Annotated in this window: 9 protein-coding genes; 5 read left to right on the forward strand and 4 right to left on the reverse strand. The window is 71.2% G+C overall.

Features of this window, described 5'->3' with window-relative positions; translation table 11 throughout:
* Positions 1-55: 55 nt before the first annotated feature.
* Entirely contained in the window at positions 56-1234 is a 1179-nt protein-coding gene (locus BCF44_RS21750; RefSeq protein ID WP_116176198.1) for a Glu/Leu/Phe/Val dehydrogenase dimerization domain-containing protein, read from the forward strand.
* Positions 1231-2805 (forward strand): thiamine pyrophosphate-binding protein, encoded by a 1575-nt coding sequence (locus BCF44_RS21755; RefSeq protein WP_116176199.1) that lies wholly within the window; start codon positions 1231-1233, stop codon positions 2803-2805. The genes BCF44_RS21750 and BCF44_RS21755 overlap by 4 nt, the downstream gene beginning before the upstream one ends.
* On the opposite strand, the gene BCF44_RS21760 is transcribed toward BCF44_RS21755, so the two are convergent.
* Positions 2783-4927 (reverse strand): glycoside hydrolase family 3 C-terminal domain-containing protein, encoded by a 2145-nt coding sequence (locus BCF44_RS21760; protein ID WP_116176200.1) that lies wholly within the window; start codon positions 4925-4927, stop codon positions 2783-2785. The two genes, BCF44_RS21755 and BCF44_RS21760, sit on opposite strands and share 23 nt — an antisense overlap.
* Positions 4928-5169: 242 nt before the next feature.
* Between BCF44_RS21760 and BCF44_RS21765 the strand changes: the two genes are divergently transcribed.
* A complete protein-coding gene (locus tag BCF44_RS21765; RefSeq protein ID WP_246015386.1) occupies positions 5170-8442 on the forward strand; it encodes a GH92 family glycosyl hydrolase in 3273 nt (1090 codons plus the stop codon).
* 194 nt (positions 8443-8636) lie between these two features.
* On the opposite strand, the gene BCF44_RS21770 is transcribed toward BCF44_RS21765, so the two are convergent.
* Positions 8637-11405, reverse strand: a complete 2769-nt coding sequence (locus tag BCF44_RS21770) for an AfsR/SARP family transcriptional regulator (protein WP_116176201.1) — start codon at positions 11403-11405, stop codon at positions 8637-8639.
* A 206-nt stretch (positions 11406-11611) separates the two neighbouring features.
* Entirely contained in the window at positions 11612-12331 is a 720-nt protein-coding gene (locus BCF44_RS21775; RefSeq protein ID WP_116176202.1) for a hypothetical protein, read from the reverse strand.
* A gap of 116 nt (positions 12332-12447) precedes the next feature.
* Here BCF44_RS21775 and BCF44_RS21780 point away from each other — a divergent pair, with 116 nt between their 5' ends.
* The gene (locus BCF44_RS21780; RefSeq protein WP_170217664.1) at positions 12448-13848 is read left to right on the forward strand and encodes a helix-turn-helix domain-containing protein; all 1401 of its coding nucleotides are present in this window, start codon (positions 12448-12450) and stop codon (positions 13846-13848) included.
* Here the strand turns inward: BCF44_RS21780 and BCF44_RS21785 are convergent.
* Positions 13839-14450, reverse strand: a complete 612-nt coding sequence (locus BCF44_RS21785) for a hypothetical protein (RefSeq protein ID WP_116176204.1) — start codon at positions 14448-14450, stop codon at positions 13839-13841. The genes BCF44_RS21780 and BCF44_RS21785 overlap by 10 nt on opposite strands.
* A 413-nt stretch (positions 14451-14863) precedes the next feature.
* Here BCF44_RS21785 and BCF44_RS55580 point away from each other — a divergent pair, with 413 nt between their 5' ends.
* Entirely contained in the window at positions 14864-17485 is a 2622-nt protein-coding gene (locus BCF44_RS55580; protein ID WP_211353144.1) for a putative Ig domain-containing protein, read from the forward strand.
* Positions 17486-17488: the final 3 nt, after the last annotated feature.

Raw genomic sequence — 17488 nt, forward strand, 5'->3', positions numbered from 1 at the left:
CCCGACCCGCGACCTCCTATGCTGAACGGCGATTCAGTATGGGAGGTGGTTCGCCGTGGCGCCGTTCCTCGAGCTCACCTGGACCGACCCGGTCACCGGCCGGCGGGGCTACCTGGTGATCGACCGCCTCGTCCGGGGCGTGTGCAGCGGCGGCCTGCGCATGCGCGAGGGCTGCACGCTGGCCGAGGTGCGAGGCCTGGCCGCCGGGATGAGCCTGAAGGAGGGCCTGCACTACCGCCCGGCCAACCGGTACGTGCCGCTGGGCGGCGCCAAGGGCGGCATCGACTGCAGCCCGCACGACCCGCAGATGCGCGGCGTGCTCACCCGTTACCTGCAAGGCATCCGGCCGTTCCTCGAACGGAACTGGACCACCGGCGAGGACCTCGGCGTGCGGCAGGAGCTGATCGACGAGGTGGTGGCGCAGCTCGGGTTGCAGAGCTCGATCCAGGCCGTCTACCCGCTGTTGGACGACCGGGACGCCGCGATCGCCCGCCTGGCGGCGGCGTACCGGATCCGGGTCGACGGCATCGAACTCGGCGAGCTGGTCGGCGGCATGGGCGTCGCGGAGTCGGCGCTGACCGCGCTCGGCGAAATGGGGCGGCCGGTGGCGGGCGCACGGGCCGTCGTCCAGGGCTTCGGCTCGATGGGCGGGGCCACCGCGCGATACCTGGCTCGAGCTGGGCTGCGGGTGGTCGGCGTGGCCGACCGCAACGGCGTGATCGTCAATCCCGGCGGGCTCGACGTCGAAGCGTTGTTGCGTGCCCGCAACGGTTTCGGCGAGATCGACCGGTCCGCGCTGCGCGCCGGGGACGGCGAGTTGCCGCTGGCGGGCTGGCTGTCCGTCGAGGCCGATGTGGTGGTGCCGGCCGCGATCTCGTACTGCATCACGCCGGACAACGCCGGCCAGGTCACGGCCCCGCTGATCGTCGAGGCGGCGAACATGCCGGTGACGGCCGGGGCGGAGGCCGCGCTGACCGCGCGCGGTGTGGTCGTGGTGCCGGACTTCGTGGCCAACTCGGCCACCAACGCCTGGTGGTGGTGGACGCTGTTCGGCGACATCGACGCCGATGCCGACCAGGCGCATGCCAAGGTGTGCCAGGAGATGCGGCTCATCGTCGCCGAGACCTTCGCCATCGCCCGCGCCCACGGGTGGACGCTGCGGGAGGCCGCGCTCGCCTACACCAACCGCCGCCTGGACGCCATCGCCACGCGGTTCGGGGGAGTGGCGGCGTGAAGGCGACCGGCGGTGCCGCGCTGATCGCCGCGCTCGCCGCCCACGACGTGCGGACGGTGTTCGGCATCCCGGGCACGCACAACCTGCCGGCCTTCGCCGCGATGGCCGACCACGGCGTACGGGTGGTGCCGACCCGACATGAACAGGGCGCGGGCTATGCGGCCGACGGGTATGCCCGGATCACCGGCCGGCCCTCGGTCGTGCTGACGACGACGGGGCCGGGCATTCTCAACGCGGCGGCGGCCGCGGCCCAGGCGTACTCCGACTCGGTGCCGGTGCTGTTCATCGCCCCGGGCATGCCGACGACCCACCCCCCGGCCGGCGACGGGCATCTGCACGAGGTCCGGGACCAGTACCTGGCCATGGCTTCCGTCGTCGGGCACGCGCAACGTGTCGGCACCGTCGAGGAAGTCCCGGTCGCGGTGGCGCAGGCTTGTGCGGCGGTGACCAGGGGCCGCCCGCGGCCGGCGTACCTGGAGATCCCCCTCGACCTGCTCGACCGGGCGGCGGAGGTGACCATTGCGGTCGCCCCGCGTTCGCTGCCGGACCGTGCCGCGGCGGACGCGGTCGCCGCAGCCGGTTCCGTGTTGGCCGCCGCTGAGCGCCCGGTGATCATTGTCGGCGGTGGGGCTTCCGCTGCGGCGCAAGAGGTTCGCGCGGTGGCGGAGGCGCTGGGCGCGCCGGTGTTCTGCACAGCCAACGGCAAAGGCATTGTCCCGTACGGACATCCACTGCTGGCCGGGGTCGGGGTGCAGCACCCGGTGGTGGCCGAGACCGTCGGCGCGGCCGACTGCGTGCTGGCGCTGGGTACCGAACTCGCCACCGCCGACTGGTGGCACGGGTTTCCCCGGCTCAGTGGGCGCCTGATCCGCGTGGACGTCGACCCCGTGCATCGCAACGCGCCCGCCGACATCGCCCTGGCCGGGGACTGCGCGACCGTGCTCGGTGATCTCCTGCCGTACCTGAACACCGGGCCGGCCGGCGGTGAAACGGCCCAGCAGCTCCGCGGTCGCCATCGGGTCGAGTCACGAGCCGAGGGCGGGCCGTGGCTTGCGGCGATCGAGTCGCTGGCCGCCGCGCTGCCGCAGTCGGCGGTAATCGCCGGCGACAGCGCGATGTGCTGCTACTACGGCGCTTTGTCCAACCTTCCGTCGTATCGGCCGCGCGGGTTCCTGTACCCCAGTGGCGGCGGCACCCTCGGCTACGGTCTGCCCGCCGGGATCGGTGCGAAGCTGGCCGAGCCGGACACGCCGGTCGTTGTGCTGCAAGGCGACGGCGGCTCCATGTTCACCATCGCTGAGCTGGCCACCGCCGCCCAACTCCGGCTGCCGCTGCCGGTCGTGATCGTCGACAACGGCGGTTACGGCGAGATCCGCAACGAGATGTCCGATCGCGGCGATCCCGTCCATGCCGTCGCCCTCGACCCGGTCGACTTCGCCTCGCTGGCGCAATCCCTCGGCTGCCACGGCCGCCATATCGACCAGCCCACCGACCTCGGCCCCGCCGTCACCGCCGCGCTGGCCGCCGACCGACCCACCGTCCTGCACCTCACAGAAACGCCAGCGCGGTGACCTCAGCACCCGGTTCGGCGAACACCAGGTACACGTCGAGCGTCTCCTCGAGCTGCCGCAACGGCATTCGCACCGGAGTCGCGCCGCCCGGCTCCACCCTCGCCGCGCCCAGCAGCGGCCCGTCGGGGGCGTGTGCGCGCAGCTCGACCAGGGCCGACTGACCGGCGGAAACCGTGAGCTCGCACAGCCGGCAGCCGGTCAGGTCGTAGCCCCGGTACGCCGCCCAGCCGCCGGCTCGCACGGCGGTGATGACGCTGTCCTCGTCGCCGGGCAGCGTCACCAGCCGGATGCCGGAGCCCTCGTCGAAGCGCCGGGCGTCCAGGGTCCGCCCAGCCAGGACACGAGGCGCGATGGCCGTTCCCCGCACGGTGAGCAGCGCGCCGCCGCTGGCCGCGGTGAACACCTCGTGCCGGGCGGACTCGATCACCCACCGTTCGGTCGAGACGTCCCAGAACGCCAGATCCCCGGCGGGCAGGGAGAAACTGACCCGCGTCGACCCGCCGGCGGGCACCCGCACCCGACGGAACCCGCGCAACTGCCGCAGCGGCTGCCTGATCCGCGAGTCCAGGAACCGGGTGTAGACCTGCACGACCTCCTCGCCGTCGCGGAACCCGGTGTTGCGGACCTCGACCGTGACGGTGGTCGCGCCGTCGGCGTCGATCACCTGGTCCGACAGCTCGACCGGACCGTGCTCGAACGTCGTGTACGTCAGTCCGTGCCCGAACGGGTAGAGCGCGTCCCGGTGGAACAGATAGGTCATGTCGGAGGCGATGACGTCGCCGTCGATCTCGGCCGGCAGCTCGTCGAGGGTGCGGTACCAGGTCTGCGGCAGCCGACCGGTCGGCGCGTCCTCGCCGAGCAGCACCGCGGCCAGCGCGGCGGCTGCGTGCGGGCCGTCCTGCGCCGTCCACAGGATCGCCGGCACGTAGGCGTCTTCCCAGTCGAGCGCGTACGGATGGGTGCTGGTGATCACCAGGACCGTGTTCGGGTTGGCGGCGCGGACGGCCCGCACCAGGCGCTGCTCGGCGTCGCCGAGCGACAGCGTGGTCCGGTCGGCACGGCTGCGCCGACCGACCGTCACCACCGCCACGTCGGCGGCGCGTGCCACCCGGGCCGCCTTGTCGAGATCCTCGCCGTCATGGCGCATGACGTCCGCCGCGCCGGACAGCGCCCGGGCCAGGTTCTCCCCGGTGTGGCCGAGCACCGCCAGCCGCACGCCCGGACCGGCCAGCAGCGGCAGCAGGCCGTCGTTGCGCAGCAGCACCACCGACTCGCGCGCCGCCTCCAGTAGCACCGCAGCACGTTCCTCGGCGCTGACGTGTCGCCTCGCCGAGGTCAATCGGCACCGGGCGCGCAGCATCCGGCCGGCCGCCGCGGTGAGCACGTCCTCGGGGAGCTCGCCACGGTCGAACGCCGCCCTGATGCCGGCGGTCGCGTCGATCGGCCCGAGGAACCCGTCCGCGCCGAGCCGCAGCGCCGTCACCCAGTCGCCGCCCGGCCAGGCCGTCTCGCACAGGATGAGGATCTCCTCCGCGCTCCACGCCCGGTAGATGTTGGCGATCATGCGCCGGGCCACCGAGGGGTGGTCGTCGAACAGCGCCTGCGGCAGCGTGACGCCGAGCGCGCCGCCGGCCTCGACCGCGGCCCGCTGCACCGGCCATTCGACCTCGTTGAGCAACCGCATGTTGAACCCGGCACGGGCGACGCACCGCAGCCCGTCGACGCCCTTGCGGACCACCGCCAGCGTCGTGTCGCCGCTGGTCAGGCCCTCGGTGTAGGCGGTGCCGAGCATCGAGCACAGCAGCGGGTCCTCGCCGAACGCGGTGCCGGCTCCCGGGGCGCGCGGGTCCAGCACCGGCCGGCGCACCGGGGCCAACGTCATGGGGCCGGCGTCGGCCGCGCGGTGCTCGCCGAGCTCACGGGCCAGTTCGGGGTTCCAGGTGCTGCCGACCGCGAGCGCCGACGGGTCGCCGGCCGCGGCCAGCGAGAGCTCGCACGCCGGCAGGCCCAGGGCGGGAACCGCCGGCTGGGCGGCCTGGGTCAGCGCGATCTTGGTGTCGACGTCCATGCCGGCCAGCACGGCGGCGACGTCGGCAGGGGTGTGCGTGGCGATCTCTCGCATTCTTGTCCGGGACCGGCCTCGGGCCGCAAACGCGCACTGTATCCGCTCGATGACCGTTCAGCCACAGTCGGATTGGCGCGGTTGGGCCGGTTACGTCCGAAATAGCGGCGCGTAGTCCCGCCACTCGAAGGGTTGACGGCTCCGCCATCGATGCAATTGGCTTGACCGGACCGGCCTGACAACGTTGTCAGCGGTTGGCAGACCGGTCGCCTGCCCCAACAGCACGAGAAGGCCGAGACTTGATGACACGATCACGACCGCTGTCCAGAGCCCTGCTCGTCGCCGCCGGCACGTCGGTGGCCTGCCTGCTGCCCATGGTCGACGCCGTAGCATCCCCTGCCGGCTACGTCGCGGACCCGGCGGCGACGGTCAACCCGTTCCTGGGCACCTCCAACGCCTTCGACGACTTCCCCGGCGCCGACGTGCCCTTCGGCATGGTCCAGTGGAGCCCGGACACCCCGAGCCGGCCCGCCGGCGGCGGCTACGAGTACACCGACAAGTCGATCACCGGGTTCAGCCTGAACCACATCTCCGGTCCCGGCTGCGACGCGCTGGGCGACGTGCCGATCCTGCCCACGGTGGGGGCGGTGGGCACCAGCCCCGGCGCCGCCACCGTGCCGCTGGACCACACCCAGGAGCAGGCCGCGCCGGGCTACTACGCGGTGACCGCGGGCGGCGTGAAGTCCGAGCTCACCACGACCACCCGCTCCGGCATGGGCCGCTTCACCTTCCCCGCCGGCGCCGCGTCCAACCTGCTGTTCAAGCTGTCCGACAGCGCGGCCGGCACCGACGCCACCCACTTCCAGGTCATCAACGACCACGAGGTCGCCGGCTGGGTCACCAGCGGCCACTTCTGCGGCGCCGCCGACAAGTACACCGTCTACTTCGACATGACGTTCGACCAGTCGTTCACGGCCCAGGGCACCTGGCAGAACTCGACCGTCGCCGCGGGCGCGACCTCGCTGGACGCCAAGTCGACCGCGCCGCAGGCCGACCCGTCGCAGACCAAGAAGTCGCCGCACGCGCCGATCTACCACGGCACGACGCCGCAGGGGACGAAGGCGACCGCGCCCCTGGTCTCGCCGCCGGTCAGCGGCGCCGACGGCGCGTACCTCACCTTCGACACCACCAAGAACCAGACCGTGCAGGCCAAGGTCGGCCTGTCCTACGTCAGCACCGACAACGCCGTGGCCAACCGGACCAAGGAGAACCCCGGCTGGAACTTCGCCGGCGTCAAGTCGGCCGCGCACACCGCGTGGAACGGCCTGCTGGACAAGATCCAGATCGGCGGCGGGACGGCCGCGCAGCAGCAGGTCTTCTACACCGCGCTCTACCACGCGCTGCTGCACCCGAACGTGGTCAGCGACGTCAACGGCGAGTACATGGGCTTCGACGACCAGCCGCACTACGTCGCCAAGGGCCACCTCCAGTACGGCAACTACTCGGGCTGGGACATCTACCGCTCGCAGGTGCAGCTGGCCTCGATCGTGGCGCCCCAGCAGACCAGCGACTCGATCCGGTCGATGCTCAACGACTACGACCAGACCGGGCAGCTGCCGAAGTGGTCGCTGAACAACGGCGAGAGCTACGTGATGGTCGGCGACCCGGCCGACCCGATCATCGCCGACGCCTACGCGTTCGGCGCGCGGGACTTCGACACCAAGCACGCGCTGGAGGCGATGCTCGCCGAGGCGAACAAGACCAGCAACATCCGGCCCGGCGCGAACTACTACGACACGCAGGGCTACCTGCCGATGGACGGCACCTACGGCTGCTGCAACTTCTACGGCCCGGTGTCCACGCAGCTGGAGTACAACACCGCCGACCACGCGCTGTCGACGTACGCGGCCGCGCTGGGCGACTCCGCCGACGCCGCGGCGCTGGCCGCGCGCGCCCAGAACTGGCAGAACGTGTTCAACCCGGGCAGCGGCTTCTTCCAGCCCAAGTACAACAACGGCCAGTTCCAGACCGGCTTCACGCCGTCCAGCGGCAACGGCTTCGTGGAGGCCGACGCCTACCAGTACACGCCGATGGTGCCCTTCGACATCAAGGGACTCGTGCAGGCCTCGGGCGGCAACGACGCGTGGGTCAAGCGGCTCGACGGCCTGATGGCCAGCATCGGCCCGGACGGTGGCCCGCAGAACGCCGACCTGTCCAACGAGCCGAGCATCGAGATCCCGTGGGAGTACGACTACGTCGGCGCCCCTTACAAGGCGCAGGCGGCGGTCCGCAAGGCGCAGAACGAGCTGTGGCAGGACAAGCCCGCCGGCGTCGGCAACGACGACCTGGGCACGATGAGCGCCTGGTACGTGTTCTCGGCGCTGGGCATGTACCCGGAGACCCCGGGCAGCGACACCATGGTGCTGGGCAGCCCGCTGTTCCCGCAGGCGGCCGTGCACCTGGCCAGCGGCAAGACGCTGACGATCACCGCGCCGCAGGCCGCCCCGGACGCTCCGTACGTGCAGAGCCTGTCGGTCGACGGCAAGGCCTACACGCACACGTTCCTGCCCACTGGTGAGCTCACCCGCGGCGGGACGCTGGCGTACCAGCTCGGCACCACGCCGAACACCAGTTGGGGCACCGCGCCGGCCGACGCCCCGCCATCGGACACCACCAACCTGTTGCCTGCGCTGGGATACACTAACCCCAGCGCGCAGCTGATCGTGAACACGGGCAGCACCACCACAGTCCCCGTCGGCGCGCACAGCATGTCGGCGTCGGCGCAGACCGTGAGTTGGACGGCGACCGCGCAGACCGGTCTGTCGGTCGGCCCCGCCAACGGCACCATGACCGTGCCGGCCGGTGGCGACGGCAAGCAGGAGTTGTCCGTCACCGCGCCGACGGCCGAGGGACGCTACCTGCTGACCGTCACCATGACGTCGTCGACCGGCGCCACGCTGCCCAAGGTGCTGCTCGAGATCGACGTCGCCAAGCCGGGTTCGCTGTGGCCGTACTACAACAACTCCGGCGTGGCCACCGACGGCAAGTCCAGCCCCGGTGACTACGACGGCGACGGCTACGGGTACTCCGCGAAGGCGCTCGCCGCCGCCGGCGTGACCTCCGGCGCGACCGTCACCGCCGACGGCCTGAACTACCAGTGGCCCACCGCCGACGCCGACCAGCCCGACAACATCGAGGCCGGCGGCCAGACCATTCCGCTGACCGCGCCCGCCGGCGCGGCCAAGATCGGTCTGCTGGGCAGCGCCACCAACGCCGATCCCGGGTCCAAGGGCACGCTGACGGTCCACTACACCGACGGCAGCTCGCAGCAGATCGCCATCGGTCTCAGCGACTGGACGCTGGGCGGCGGCGCCGGGAAGGTTGCCTTCGGCAACACCATCGCGGTGACGACGCCGTACCGCGACATCGTCGGCAGCGGCAAGACGGAGAACGTCAAGACCTACCTGTTCGCCGCCGACTCGGCGTTGCAGGCCGGCAAGACGGTCAGCAGCGTCACGCTGCCCCCGGACATCGACCAGGGGCAGTTCCACGTGTTCTCGATCGCCTTCGGGTAGCCCACGGGCGCGTGGCCGGCGGGTTGTCGACGCCGGTCACGCGCCGACGAACTCCTCCACCATCCGGCACTTTCGCACGCGTCGGCCCAGTCTCAAGCCGGGCGCGGCGGGCTGCCGGCGGGTTTCCGTCCTCATGTTCCGACTGCCACCCGTCCAGATGACGGCCGGCATGAGCATCGACGCCGAGGGCTTCGTCAGGCGGAGGCGCGCGGCCGGCCGAGTCGTTCCCCGACCTGGTCGGCCTCGGCCGTGCGGTGCTGCGCCTCGTACAGGTGGAGCGCCTGCTGCCAGGCGTGACAGGCGGACTCCGTTTCGCCGAGGGCGTTGCGGGCCTGTCCGAGGTGGTCCAGGACGGTGGCCTCGTAGTAGGCGTTGCCGACTCCGCGGAGCAGGGGGACCGAGCGTTCGAAGTGGTCGACGGCCGCGGCGTGCCGACCCGTGTGGAAGGCGACGAAGCCCTGAATGCCGAGGATGAGCCCTTCGTCCTCGGCGTGATGATGGTGGCGCGCGATGGCCAGGGCGGTCCGGCACTGGGCGGCGGCGTCCTCGAATTCCCCCAGGAGCGCGTGATACCAACAGCTGACGGTGCGTTCCCGGATTTCCCCGGCGAGGATGTCCTGTTCTCGGTACCGCCGCAGGGCCCGGCCGGCGTACGTCAGTGCGCGCCGGTTGTCGCCCTTGAGGGACCACAGCCAGCCCAGGGCATGCTGGGTGTAGGCGGTGCTGGGAGAATCGCCGAGTCGCTCGGCCAGGTTCAGGTGGTGCAGAGCCTCGTCGTACTCGCCCAGCTCGCTGAGGGTCACGCCCAGAAGCTGGTGTGTTCCCGTCTGGATCACCGGATCCCCGAGCTGGTCGGCGGCGAGCTGCCCGGCCCGCCACAGGGTGAGGGCGTCCCGGAAGCGTCCCTGCCGGTAGAGGAAAGTGGTCATGATCCGCGCCAGCTGCCAGACCGAGACGGCCCAGCCCCGGTCGGCGGCCATCCGCTGCACGGCCAGCAGGTTGGGATGCTCGACGTCGAACCAGGCGAGCGCCGTCGTCTGGTCGACCAGCAGCCCGGGACGACAGCCCGCGGCCGGCTCGTCCAGCTGGAGCGGCGGTTGCAGGGGCAGCAACAGCTGCTCCGCGCTGAAGGCGGTGTGCAGATAGAAGTCCGCGAGTCGTCGCAACGCGTCCGTGTCACCGCTGTCGGCTTCGGCGCCGGCATACAGGCGGACCAGATTGTGCATTCGGAACCGGCCCATGGTGTGCTCCTGAACGAGTGACGCGTCTTCCAGACGCCGGAGCAGGACACGGGTCCGCCCGTCCGGCAGCGCGGCCAGGCTGGCCACTGCGGCGACGCTGATGTCCGGGCCCGGCACGAGCCCGAGCAACTCGAACACGGCGGCGGCGTCGGCGTCGAGGGCGTGGAAGGACCAGGAAAGCACCGCCCGGAGGTTGGTGGACAGCTCGCCACCGTCCAAAGTGTCCAGACGGCCGGCGTGATCGCGAAGTTCGTCGGCCAGCGACTCCAGCGGGAAACCGGGATGGCTGGCGGCGCGGGCCGCCACGATGCTCAGTGCCAACGGCAATCCGGCGCAGCCGTCGAGGAGGTCGGCGGCGGGTTGTGGTTCGGCGGCCAGCCGGTCCGCGCCGAGGTGCCCGGACAGGAGATCCCATGCCTCCACTGTGGACAGTGCGTCCAGGTCGACGACGTGCGCCCCGTGCCTGGTGACCAAGCCGGTGAGGCGGTTGCGGCTGGTGATCAGCACCGTGCAGGTCGAGCTGCCGGGCAGCAGGGGGATGACCTGATCGGCGTCGCGGGCGTTGTCCAACACGATCAGCACTCGCTTGCCTGCCAACAGACTGCGGTACAGGCCGACCTGCGCCTCTTCCTCCGGCGGAACCGCCAAGGGCTCGACGCCGAGGGCGCCCAGGAAGGTCCGCACCGCCGTGCCGACGGACATCGGCCGACCCGTGGGGTCGAATCCGCGCAGGTCCACGTGCAGCTGCCCGTCGGGAAAGCTGCCGAGGTGCTGGTGCGCCCAGTGCAGCGCGAGCCAGGTCTTGCCGATGCCGCCGACGCCGCGGATCGCCGAGATCGCCATCGTCGCACCGGGTTCGTTCGACGCGGTCAGCTGGTCCAGCTCGCGACGACGACCCGTGAACAACCGCGGCGCGGCCGGCAGCTGGCGGGGAATCGAGACCGGGGGAGCGGTCACGACGGACCGGCTGGATTCCGCGGCGAGCGTCGGATCCGCGTTCAGCATCTGCTCGTACAGCCGCCGGATCGGCTGCCCGGGGTCGATGCCCAACTGGTCGGCCAGATCACGTCTGAGCCGCTGGTAGTGGTCCAATGCGTGGGCTTGTCGCCCACCGCGGTAGAGGGCCAGCATGTATTGACCGGCGAGGCGTTCGTCCAGCGGCTGCTGCTGTACGTGATCGGCCAGTTCGGCCTGGAGCGCCTCGTGCTCACCGAGCCGCATCCGGATGTCGACGAGATCCAGCAGAGCCGCCTGGCGTTGCGCGGCGAGCCTGACGCGCAGCGAGTCCAGCCACGGCGCGTCCAGGCCGGCGCAGGGCTCGCCCCGCCACAGCCGCAGCGCCTCGGCGAACAACTTGGCGGCGGGTTCGTCCTCCTGTGCGGCGCGTGCCTGGTCGAGCAGCGGTGCGAACCGGTGCAGATCAACGGTGGCCGCGTCGACGCAGAGTTGATAGCCGGCCGAACGCCGAATGATCTGGACGAATCCGACATCGGCGAGTGCCTTGCGCAATACCGTTATGTTGTGCTGCACGGCGGCGCGCGGATTGCGCGGCAAGCGCCGTTCTCCCCAGACACGATCGATGATGTGGTCCACCGACACCGTGCAGTTGGCCTCCACCAGCAGGACCGCCAGCATGCACCTCAGCTGCGCGTACCCGATCGGCACCGGCTCACCGTCGTGGTAAACCTCGACCTCGCCCAGAAGGCGGAATTCGACCGCCACACCGTCCCCCAATGGACCGTCGAACCCCAGCGCTCAACGCCCACTGTTTATCGGGTGGACCAAAATGCCCGCAAGGACGGCAGGGCAAATGCGACCGTTCGGCGGCGTCTCCTGACGGCGACGAGTCCGCCGGCGGCCGGCAGCTGGCGCAAGTTCGACGGGCCGGTGGTGGGGCCGGGGATGCCGGCCCCACCACCGTCAGGTGGTCACGCGGTGAGGATGGGCAGCGCGGTCTGGGCGACCGCGCGGCTGGTGTTGGACGTGGCCTCGTTCTGGGACGTGGCCAGCACCTTCGCCACGCCCATGTTGCCGTTGTAGGCCGTGCATTCCCACATGTAGAAGTGCGGCGCGCCCGGCTCGCCGCCGTTCTCGTCGACATGGTCGCAACTGGGCAGCAACGCGGTGATCAGCGTGTTGTCGCCCGCGGCCAGCACGGACTTCAGGGCGGGCGTGGTCAGGCCGGCCTTCACGCGGGCCATCAGGGCCAGCGGGCCGACGGTGTTCATCGCGAAGCCGATCGCGTCCTTCGCCGCCGGGTCGGACACCGCGGACAGCAGGCTGTTGGCGTCCGTGACGCAGGACGTCGCGTTCATGGCGAACGCCTGGAGATTGTCCGGGGTCAGCGCGTTGATGTCCGCGAACTCGACCACGGCGGCGTTCGCGCAGCCCTGGACGTTCGCCGCCGCGACCCGGTCGATCTCGCTGACGATGTCGGCCTTCGCGCTCTGGATGTCGGCGTTGATCTGCGCGACGGCCTGGTCGAGCGACATGCCGCCGCCGGCGAACTTCTGGTACAGCGAGTAGGCCGCCTGGACGATGCCGACCACCACGCCGACGTCCGCCTGCGCCGGCACGGCGGCCAGCGGCAGGACCACGCCGATGGACATGGCGGCGGCGGTGGTGACGCGCCACAGCGTGCGTTTCATCTGCTTCCCCTCTGCACAGGTGATGTGACTGCAATCGATTCGTTCGACGGCCGGCTCACCTGGGCACGCATGCGCTGCCAAGGAATCAGCAAGGCCGGAACGCCCATCCTGCGGCGGTGCCCGAACCCACCCGGACCGGCCCGGATCCCCGCCGCATACGCCGTCAGCCCGAGCTGGCACGAGAGCTGGACCTGCTGCGGATCCGCGCGGCTGCGGGCACCCGCAAGGCCAAGGTGACCGTGCACGACCTGGCCCAGCTGGCCGGCCTGCCGCGCTCGACCCTGCACAGCTACCTCACGGGCCAGACCCTTGTGCCGTCGGCGGTGCTGGACCGGATCGTCATCGCGCTCGGCGCGAGCAAGACGGAGCAGCGAGAGTGGAGCGAGGCGTGGTATCGGCTGCACACAACGGATCCGGCGCCCGTCGCCCGTACGGCGGCGCTGCCCTTCGTCCCACCGGCTCGGATTCGCGGATTCACCGGACGTGCCAACGAATTCGCCCGGTTGGACGGCTTGGCGGGGGAGGTGTCGCCGCGCGCCGGCCTGGTGATCGCGGCGGTGTGCGGGGGTCCGGGGACGGGTAAGACCGCGCTGGTCACCCAGTGGGCACACCGCTGTGGTGAGCGCTTTCCCGACGGCTGCCTGTACCTCGACCTCCGCGGCTACGACCAGGACCCGGCGATGCCGGCCGCCGACGCGCTCGCCACGCTGGTGGGCATGCTCGCGCCGGACGACGCGGTGCCAGCGGACATCGGCGTCCGGGCGGCGCGCTACCGCAGCCTGCTGGCCGACCGGAGAATGCTTGTCGTACTGGACAATGCGGTGGATTCCGGACACGTCCGGCCGCTGCTGCCGGGCACCGACTCGTGCATGGTCGTGGTCACCAGTCGCGATCGGCTGGGCGGTCTGGTCGCGCGGGACGGGGCCCGGCGGATCGAGGTCGGCGCGCTGCCGCAGCCGGATGCGCTCGAGTTGCTGGGGACGCTCTTCGGAGCTGAGCGGGTGGCCGCCGAGCCGGCCGCGGCCGTGGCGATCGCCGAGTCGTGCGCCGGTCTGCCGTTGGCGCTGCGCGTTGCGGCCGAACGGATCCAGGGCCGCGCGGGCCTGTCGCTGATGGAAGCCGCTGTCGAGATCGGCGACGGACCGCTGGACTGGCTGGCCGCCGGCGGCGATGCCCGTACCGATCTGCGTGCCGTGCTCTGCTGGTCCTACCACCGGCTCGCCGCCTCCGATCCCTTGGCGGCCATGGTGTTCCAGCAGCTGGGCGGTGCTCCGGCGGGCAGCTTCACGCCGGTCGACGCGGCCCGTGCGGTCGGTGTGCCGGTCGTTCGCGCGCGGTGTCTGATCGACGTCCTGGAGCGGGCGCACCTCGTCGAACCCCTTTCCCCAGGGCGGTACCGAATGCACGAACTGCTGCGCGCGTACGCGACCGAACTCGCCATCGACTTCGACAGCCGGCCGGTGCGGGGGGATGCCGGCACCAGGACCGGCATCCCCAGCGGATCAGGTCACATGTGACGCAGCCGGAACGCCAGGTCGCATCCGCCGAGCCGGCCGTCCGTGTCGTCCAGGATCGTCACCGTCGAGCCGGAACTCGCGGTCCAGTACTGGCCCTGCGGCAGGGCATTGCCGCACTGGCCGGGATCGCCGTCGGCCCAGAACTGCACGTCCAGCGCCACGTCGTCGCGGCCGGACACCTGGAAGACCAGGTAGCACCCGCCGGCGCTGTCGTCGGTGTCCACCCGGATGTTGGGGCCGAAACCGATGTTGGTGGGCACCGTGAACTGGCCCTGGTTGCCGCACTGGCCCGCGTTGCCGCCGGGCGTGACGAACCACTGGTAGGTGATGAGCAGGCCGGCGAACGTGCCGGAAACGTCGTGGAGGCCGAACGCGAGCTGGCAGCCGCCACGCCGCCCGTCGGTGTCCAGCCGGATGGCGCTGGACCAGTTCGGCGCGGGCGCCCACTGCTGCGTGGGTCCGCTGCACTGGCCGGGGTCCCCGTCCGGGGTGAACGAGATGCCGAAACTGGGCGGAACGGCGGCGAAGGCGGTGCTGGCCGCGACAGCCATGGCGGCTGCCGCCATGCACAACGACGTCATCAGGCGTCTGTGCAGTCTCATGTCCTGCTCCTGCGGTGAGGACGACAACGACGTGATCAGTGCAGCAGCCACCCGCCCGCCGCCGGCCCGAACCGGGACCGTCCCGGACTTACCCGGACACCGCCACGGCAAGCGCCGCCGAAGGGGTCGAGGGCCCGCCGGATGTCTGGTCGTATCGGCTCGGCTGACCAGCCGTTGTGATCCGGGTGGGCGCGCCGGAAGACTCGAGTCACGGCGTCCTTCGGGGAGATGTCATGGGTCGAGTCGGTCGGAATCCACGGTGGCTCAACGCTTCCGTGTGTCTGCTGCTGGTGGCGGGCGTTCTTGTCACCGGGGGTACGGGCGTTGCCGCGGGTTCACCACCACCTGCCGGATCGACGTCATCCGTGAGCAGGTCATGCGCCGGCGCGGCGACGGCGCGCGCGATGCGGTGTATGGCGTTGCGGCGTAACGATGCCCGGGGCAAGCGCGCGTTGGCGGTCGGAGCTGCGCCGGACGGCTACGGCCCGGCGGACCTGAAGGCCGCCTACCGTGTGCCCGGCTCGTCGGTCACGCGGACGGTGGCGATCGTCGACGCCTTCGACGATCCGACCGCCGAGGCCGACCTGGCGGTCTACCGCGCGCAGTACGGATTGCCGCCGTGCACCGCGGCAAGCGGGTGTTTCCGCAAGGTCAACCAGGTCGGCGCCGCGGCGCCGTTGCCGGTGGCGGACGAGGGATGGTCCGGGGAGATCTCGCTGGACCTCGACATGGTGTCGGCGATCTGCCCGGCCTGCTCGATCCTGCTGGTGGAGTCGAACACCAACGAGAACACCGACATGTACGCGGCGGAGGACACCGCCGCGGCCATGGCGCACTACGTGTCCGACAGCTGGGACGGCCCCGAGTACCCCGGCGAAACGGCCGACGACGTGCACTTCACCCATCCCGGGGTGGCGATCGCCGTGGCCAGCGGCGACGACGGGACCGGAGCCATGTACCCGGCGACCGCGCGCGGCGTCACCACGGTCGGGGGCACCTCGCTGGACCGGGACGGCACCACACCCCGCGGCTGGAGCGAGTCGGCATGGTCCGACGCCGGCTCCGGCTGCTCGGCGTCCGAGCAACGCGCGCCGTGGCAGAACACTGCCACCGATTGCACCGGGCGGGCCGAGGCCGACGTGGCCGCGGTGGCCGACCCGTACACCGGCGTCGCGGTCTACCAGAACTTCGGCGGCTTCGGCTGGACCGTCTACGGCGGCACCAGCGCTGCCACGCCGATCATCGCCGCGATGTACGCCCTCGCCGGCGCGCCGGGCACCGGCGATTTCCCGGCCGCGTATCCGTATGCCAAGGCGGACAGCCTGTTCGACGTCACCGAGGGCTTCAACGGGGTGTGCACCAACCAGCAGGTATGCACCGCCGGGCCAGGCTGGGACGGGCCGACCGGCCTGGGCACGCCGAACGGCGCCGCCGCCTTCGCCCCACCGGCCGGCGCGCCGAACGTCGTGTTCGCCACCGCGCCGGGTGATCGGACGGACAATTCAGGCACCTCGGCCCGGCTACAGCTGTCGGCGTTCGATTCCGGCGCCGCGCCGCTCACCTACCATGCGAGTGGGCTGCCGCCGGGGTTGACGCTCGACCCGGCGTCCGGTCTGATCACCGGCACGCTCACCGCCGCCGGCACCTTCCCGATCACCGTCACCGTCTCCGACAGCACCGGCGCCAGCGATCACGTCATCTTCTCCTGGACGGTCCTCGTGCCCGGTGGAGGGATCGCCGACGGCGGCTTCGAATCCGGTCTCACTGGCTGGGCCACCACGGGCAGCGTCACCGCGATCAGCAACCCGGTGCACGGCGGCACCACGGCCGCGCGGCTCGGCTCGGACGTGGTGACCGGCGACTCCACCCTGACCCAGACCTTCGCCGTCGGGGCCGCCACCGGCCGTTTGACGTTCTGGTATCGCATGACCTGCCCACCCGATGCCGCGGACTTCTCCGCCGACTGGTTCACCGGCACCTTGACCGACGTCACCGCGGGCGCCACCAGCACCGTGCTCGAGCCGACGTGCACCACCGACGCCGCCTACCACCCGGTCACCGCGGTGGTCGTGCCCGGACACGTCGAGACCCTGACGCTCACCAGTCACGACGCCGACGGGCTGGCGGCTTCGACCGACGTCGACGACGTGACGCTGTCCACACCGGTCGCCACGTCGATCACCAATGGCGGCTTCGAGTCAGGGCTCGACGGCTGGAACCCGACCGGCAGCGCCACCGCCGTCACGGACACGGTCCACAGTGGACATACCGCTGTCCGGCTGGGCGACACCTCACTCGATCCCGCCACCCACTCGAGCCTCACGCAGATCTTCGACGTCCCCACCGGCGCGACCCAACTGTCGTTCTGGTACCTGATGAACTGCGGCGCCGACCTCGACGGGGAGTCGTTCACCGGCGCTCTCGCCGACACCACCGCCGCGACGAGCGCCACCCTTGTCGACACCTGCTCTCAGGACACCGGCTACCACCCGGTTCTCGCCGCCGTGATTCCGGGTCACCGCTACGTCCTGACCCTGGCGCTCCAGGACTCTCTCCAGTTCGGCATCACCGTCGATGTCGACGACGTCGCGCTGTCCGCACCCGCTCCCACGTCCCTCGCCAACGGTGGCTTCGAATCCGGGCTGACCGGCTGGACCACGACCGGCGGCGTCAAGGTCGTCGCCAAGCCCGTGCACGGCGGAAGCAAGGCCGCCGTGGTCGGCTCCGGGAACCAGGCCGACTCGACACTGACCCAGACCTTCACCGTCGCCGGCGGCAAGTTCCTGACCGTCTGGTATCAGATGCGCTGCGACGGCTTCGACTCCGACACCTGGTTCCACGCCACGCTGACCGACGTCACCGCGAGCAGCACCAGCACCTTCGTCAGCAATGTGTGCAGTCAGGACGCCGCGTACCAGGCACAGTGGGCGGCGGTCACCTCTGGCCATCAGTACACACTCGTGCTGGCCAACCACAACAACGACCCGTCGTTGTTCACATCCGACACCCTCGTCGACGACATCACCACGTCCTGAGTG

Origin of the sequence: Kutzneria buriramensis (assembly GCF_003387475.1) — a bacterium.
Lineage (GTDB): Bacteria > Actinomycetota > Actinomycetes > Mycobacteriales > Pseudonocardiaceae > Kutzneria > Kutzneria buriramensis.

Excerpts from the sequence above, each read along its gene's own strand:
- BCF44_RS21760 (WP_116176200.1), bottom strand. The coding sequence starts at position 4,927 with ATGCGAGAGATCGCCACGCACACCCCTGCCGACGTCGCCGCCGTGCTG.
- BCF44_RS21765 (WP_246015386.1), top strand. The coding sequence starts at position 5,170 with ATGACACGATCACGACCGCTGTCCAGAGCCCTGCTCGTCGCCGCCGGC.
- BCF44_RS21775 (WP_116176202.1), bottom strand. The coding sequence starts at position 12,331 with ATGAAACGCACGCTGTGGCGCGTCACCACCGCCGCCGCCATGTCCATC.
- BCF44_RS21785 (WP_116176204.1), bottom strand. The coding sequence starts at position 14,450 with ATGAGACTGCACAGACGCCTGATGACGTCGTTGTGCATGGCGGCAGCC.
- BCF44_RS55580 (WP_211353144.1), top strand. The coding sequence starts at position 14,864 with ATGGCGTTGCGGCGTAACGATGCCCGGGGCAAGCGCGCGTTGGCGGTC.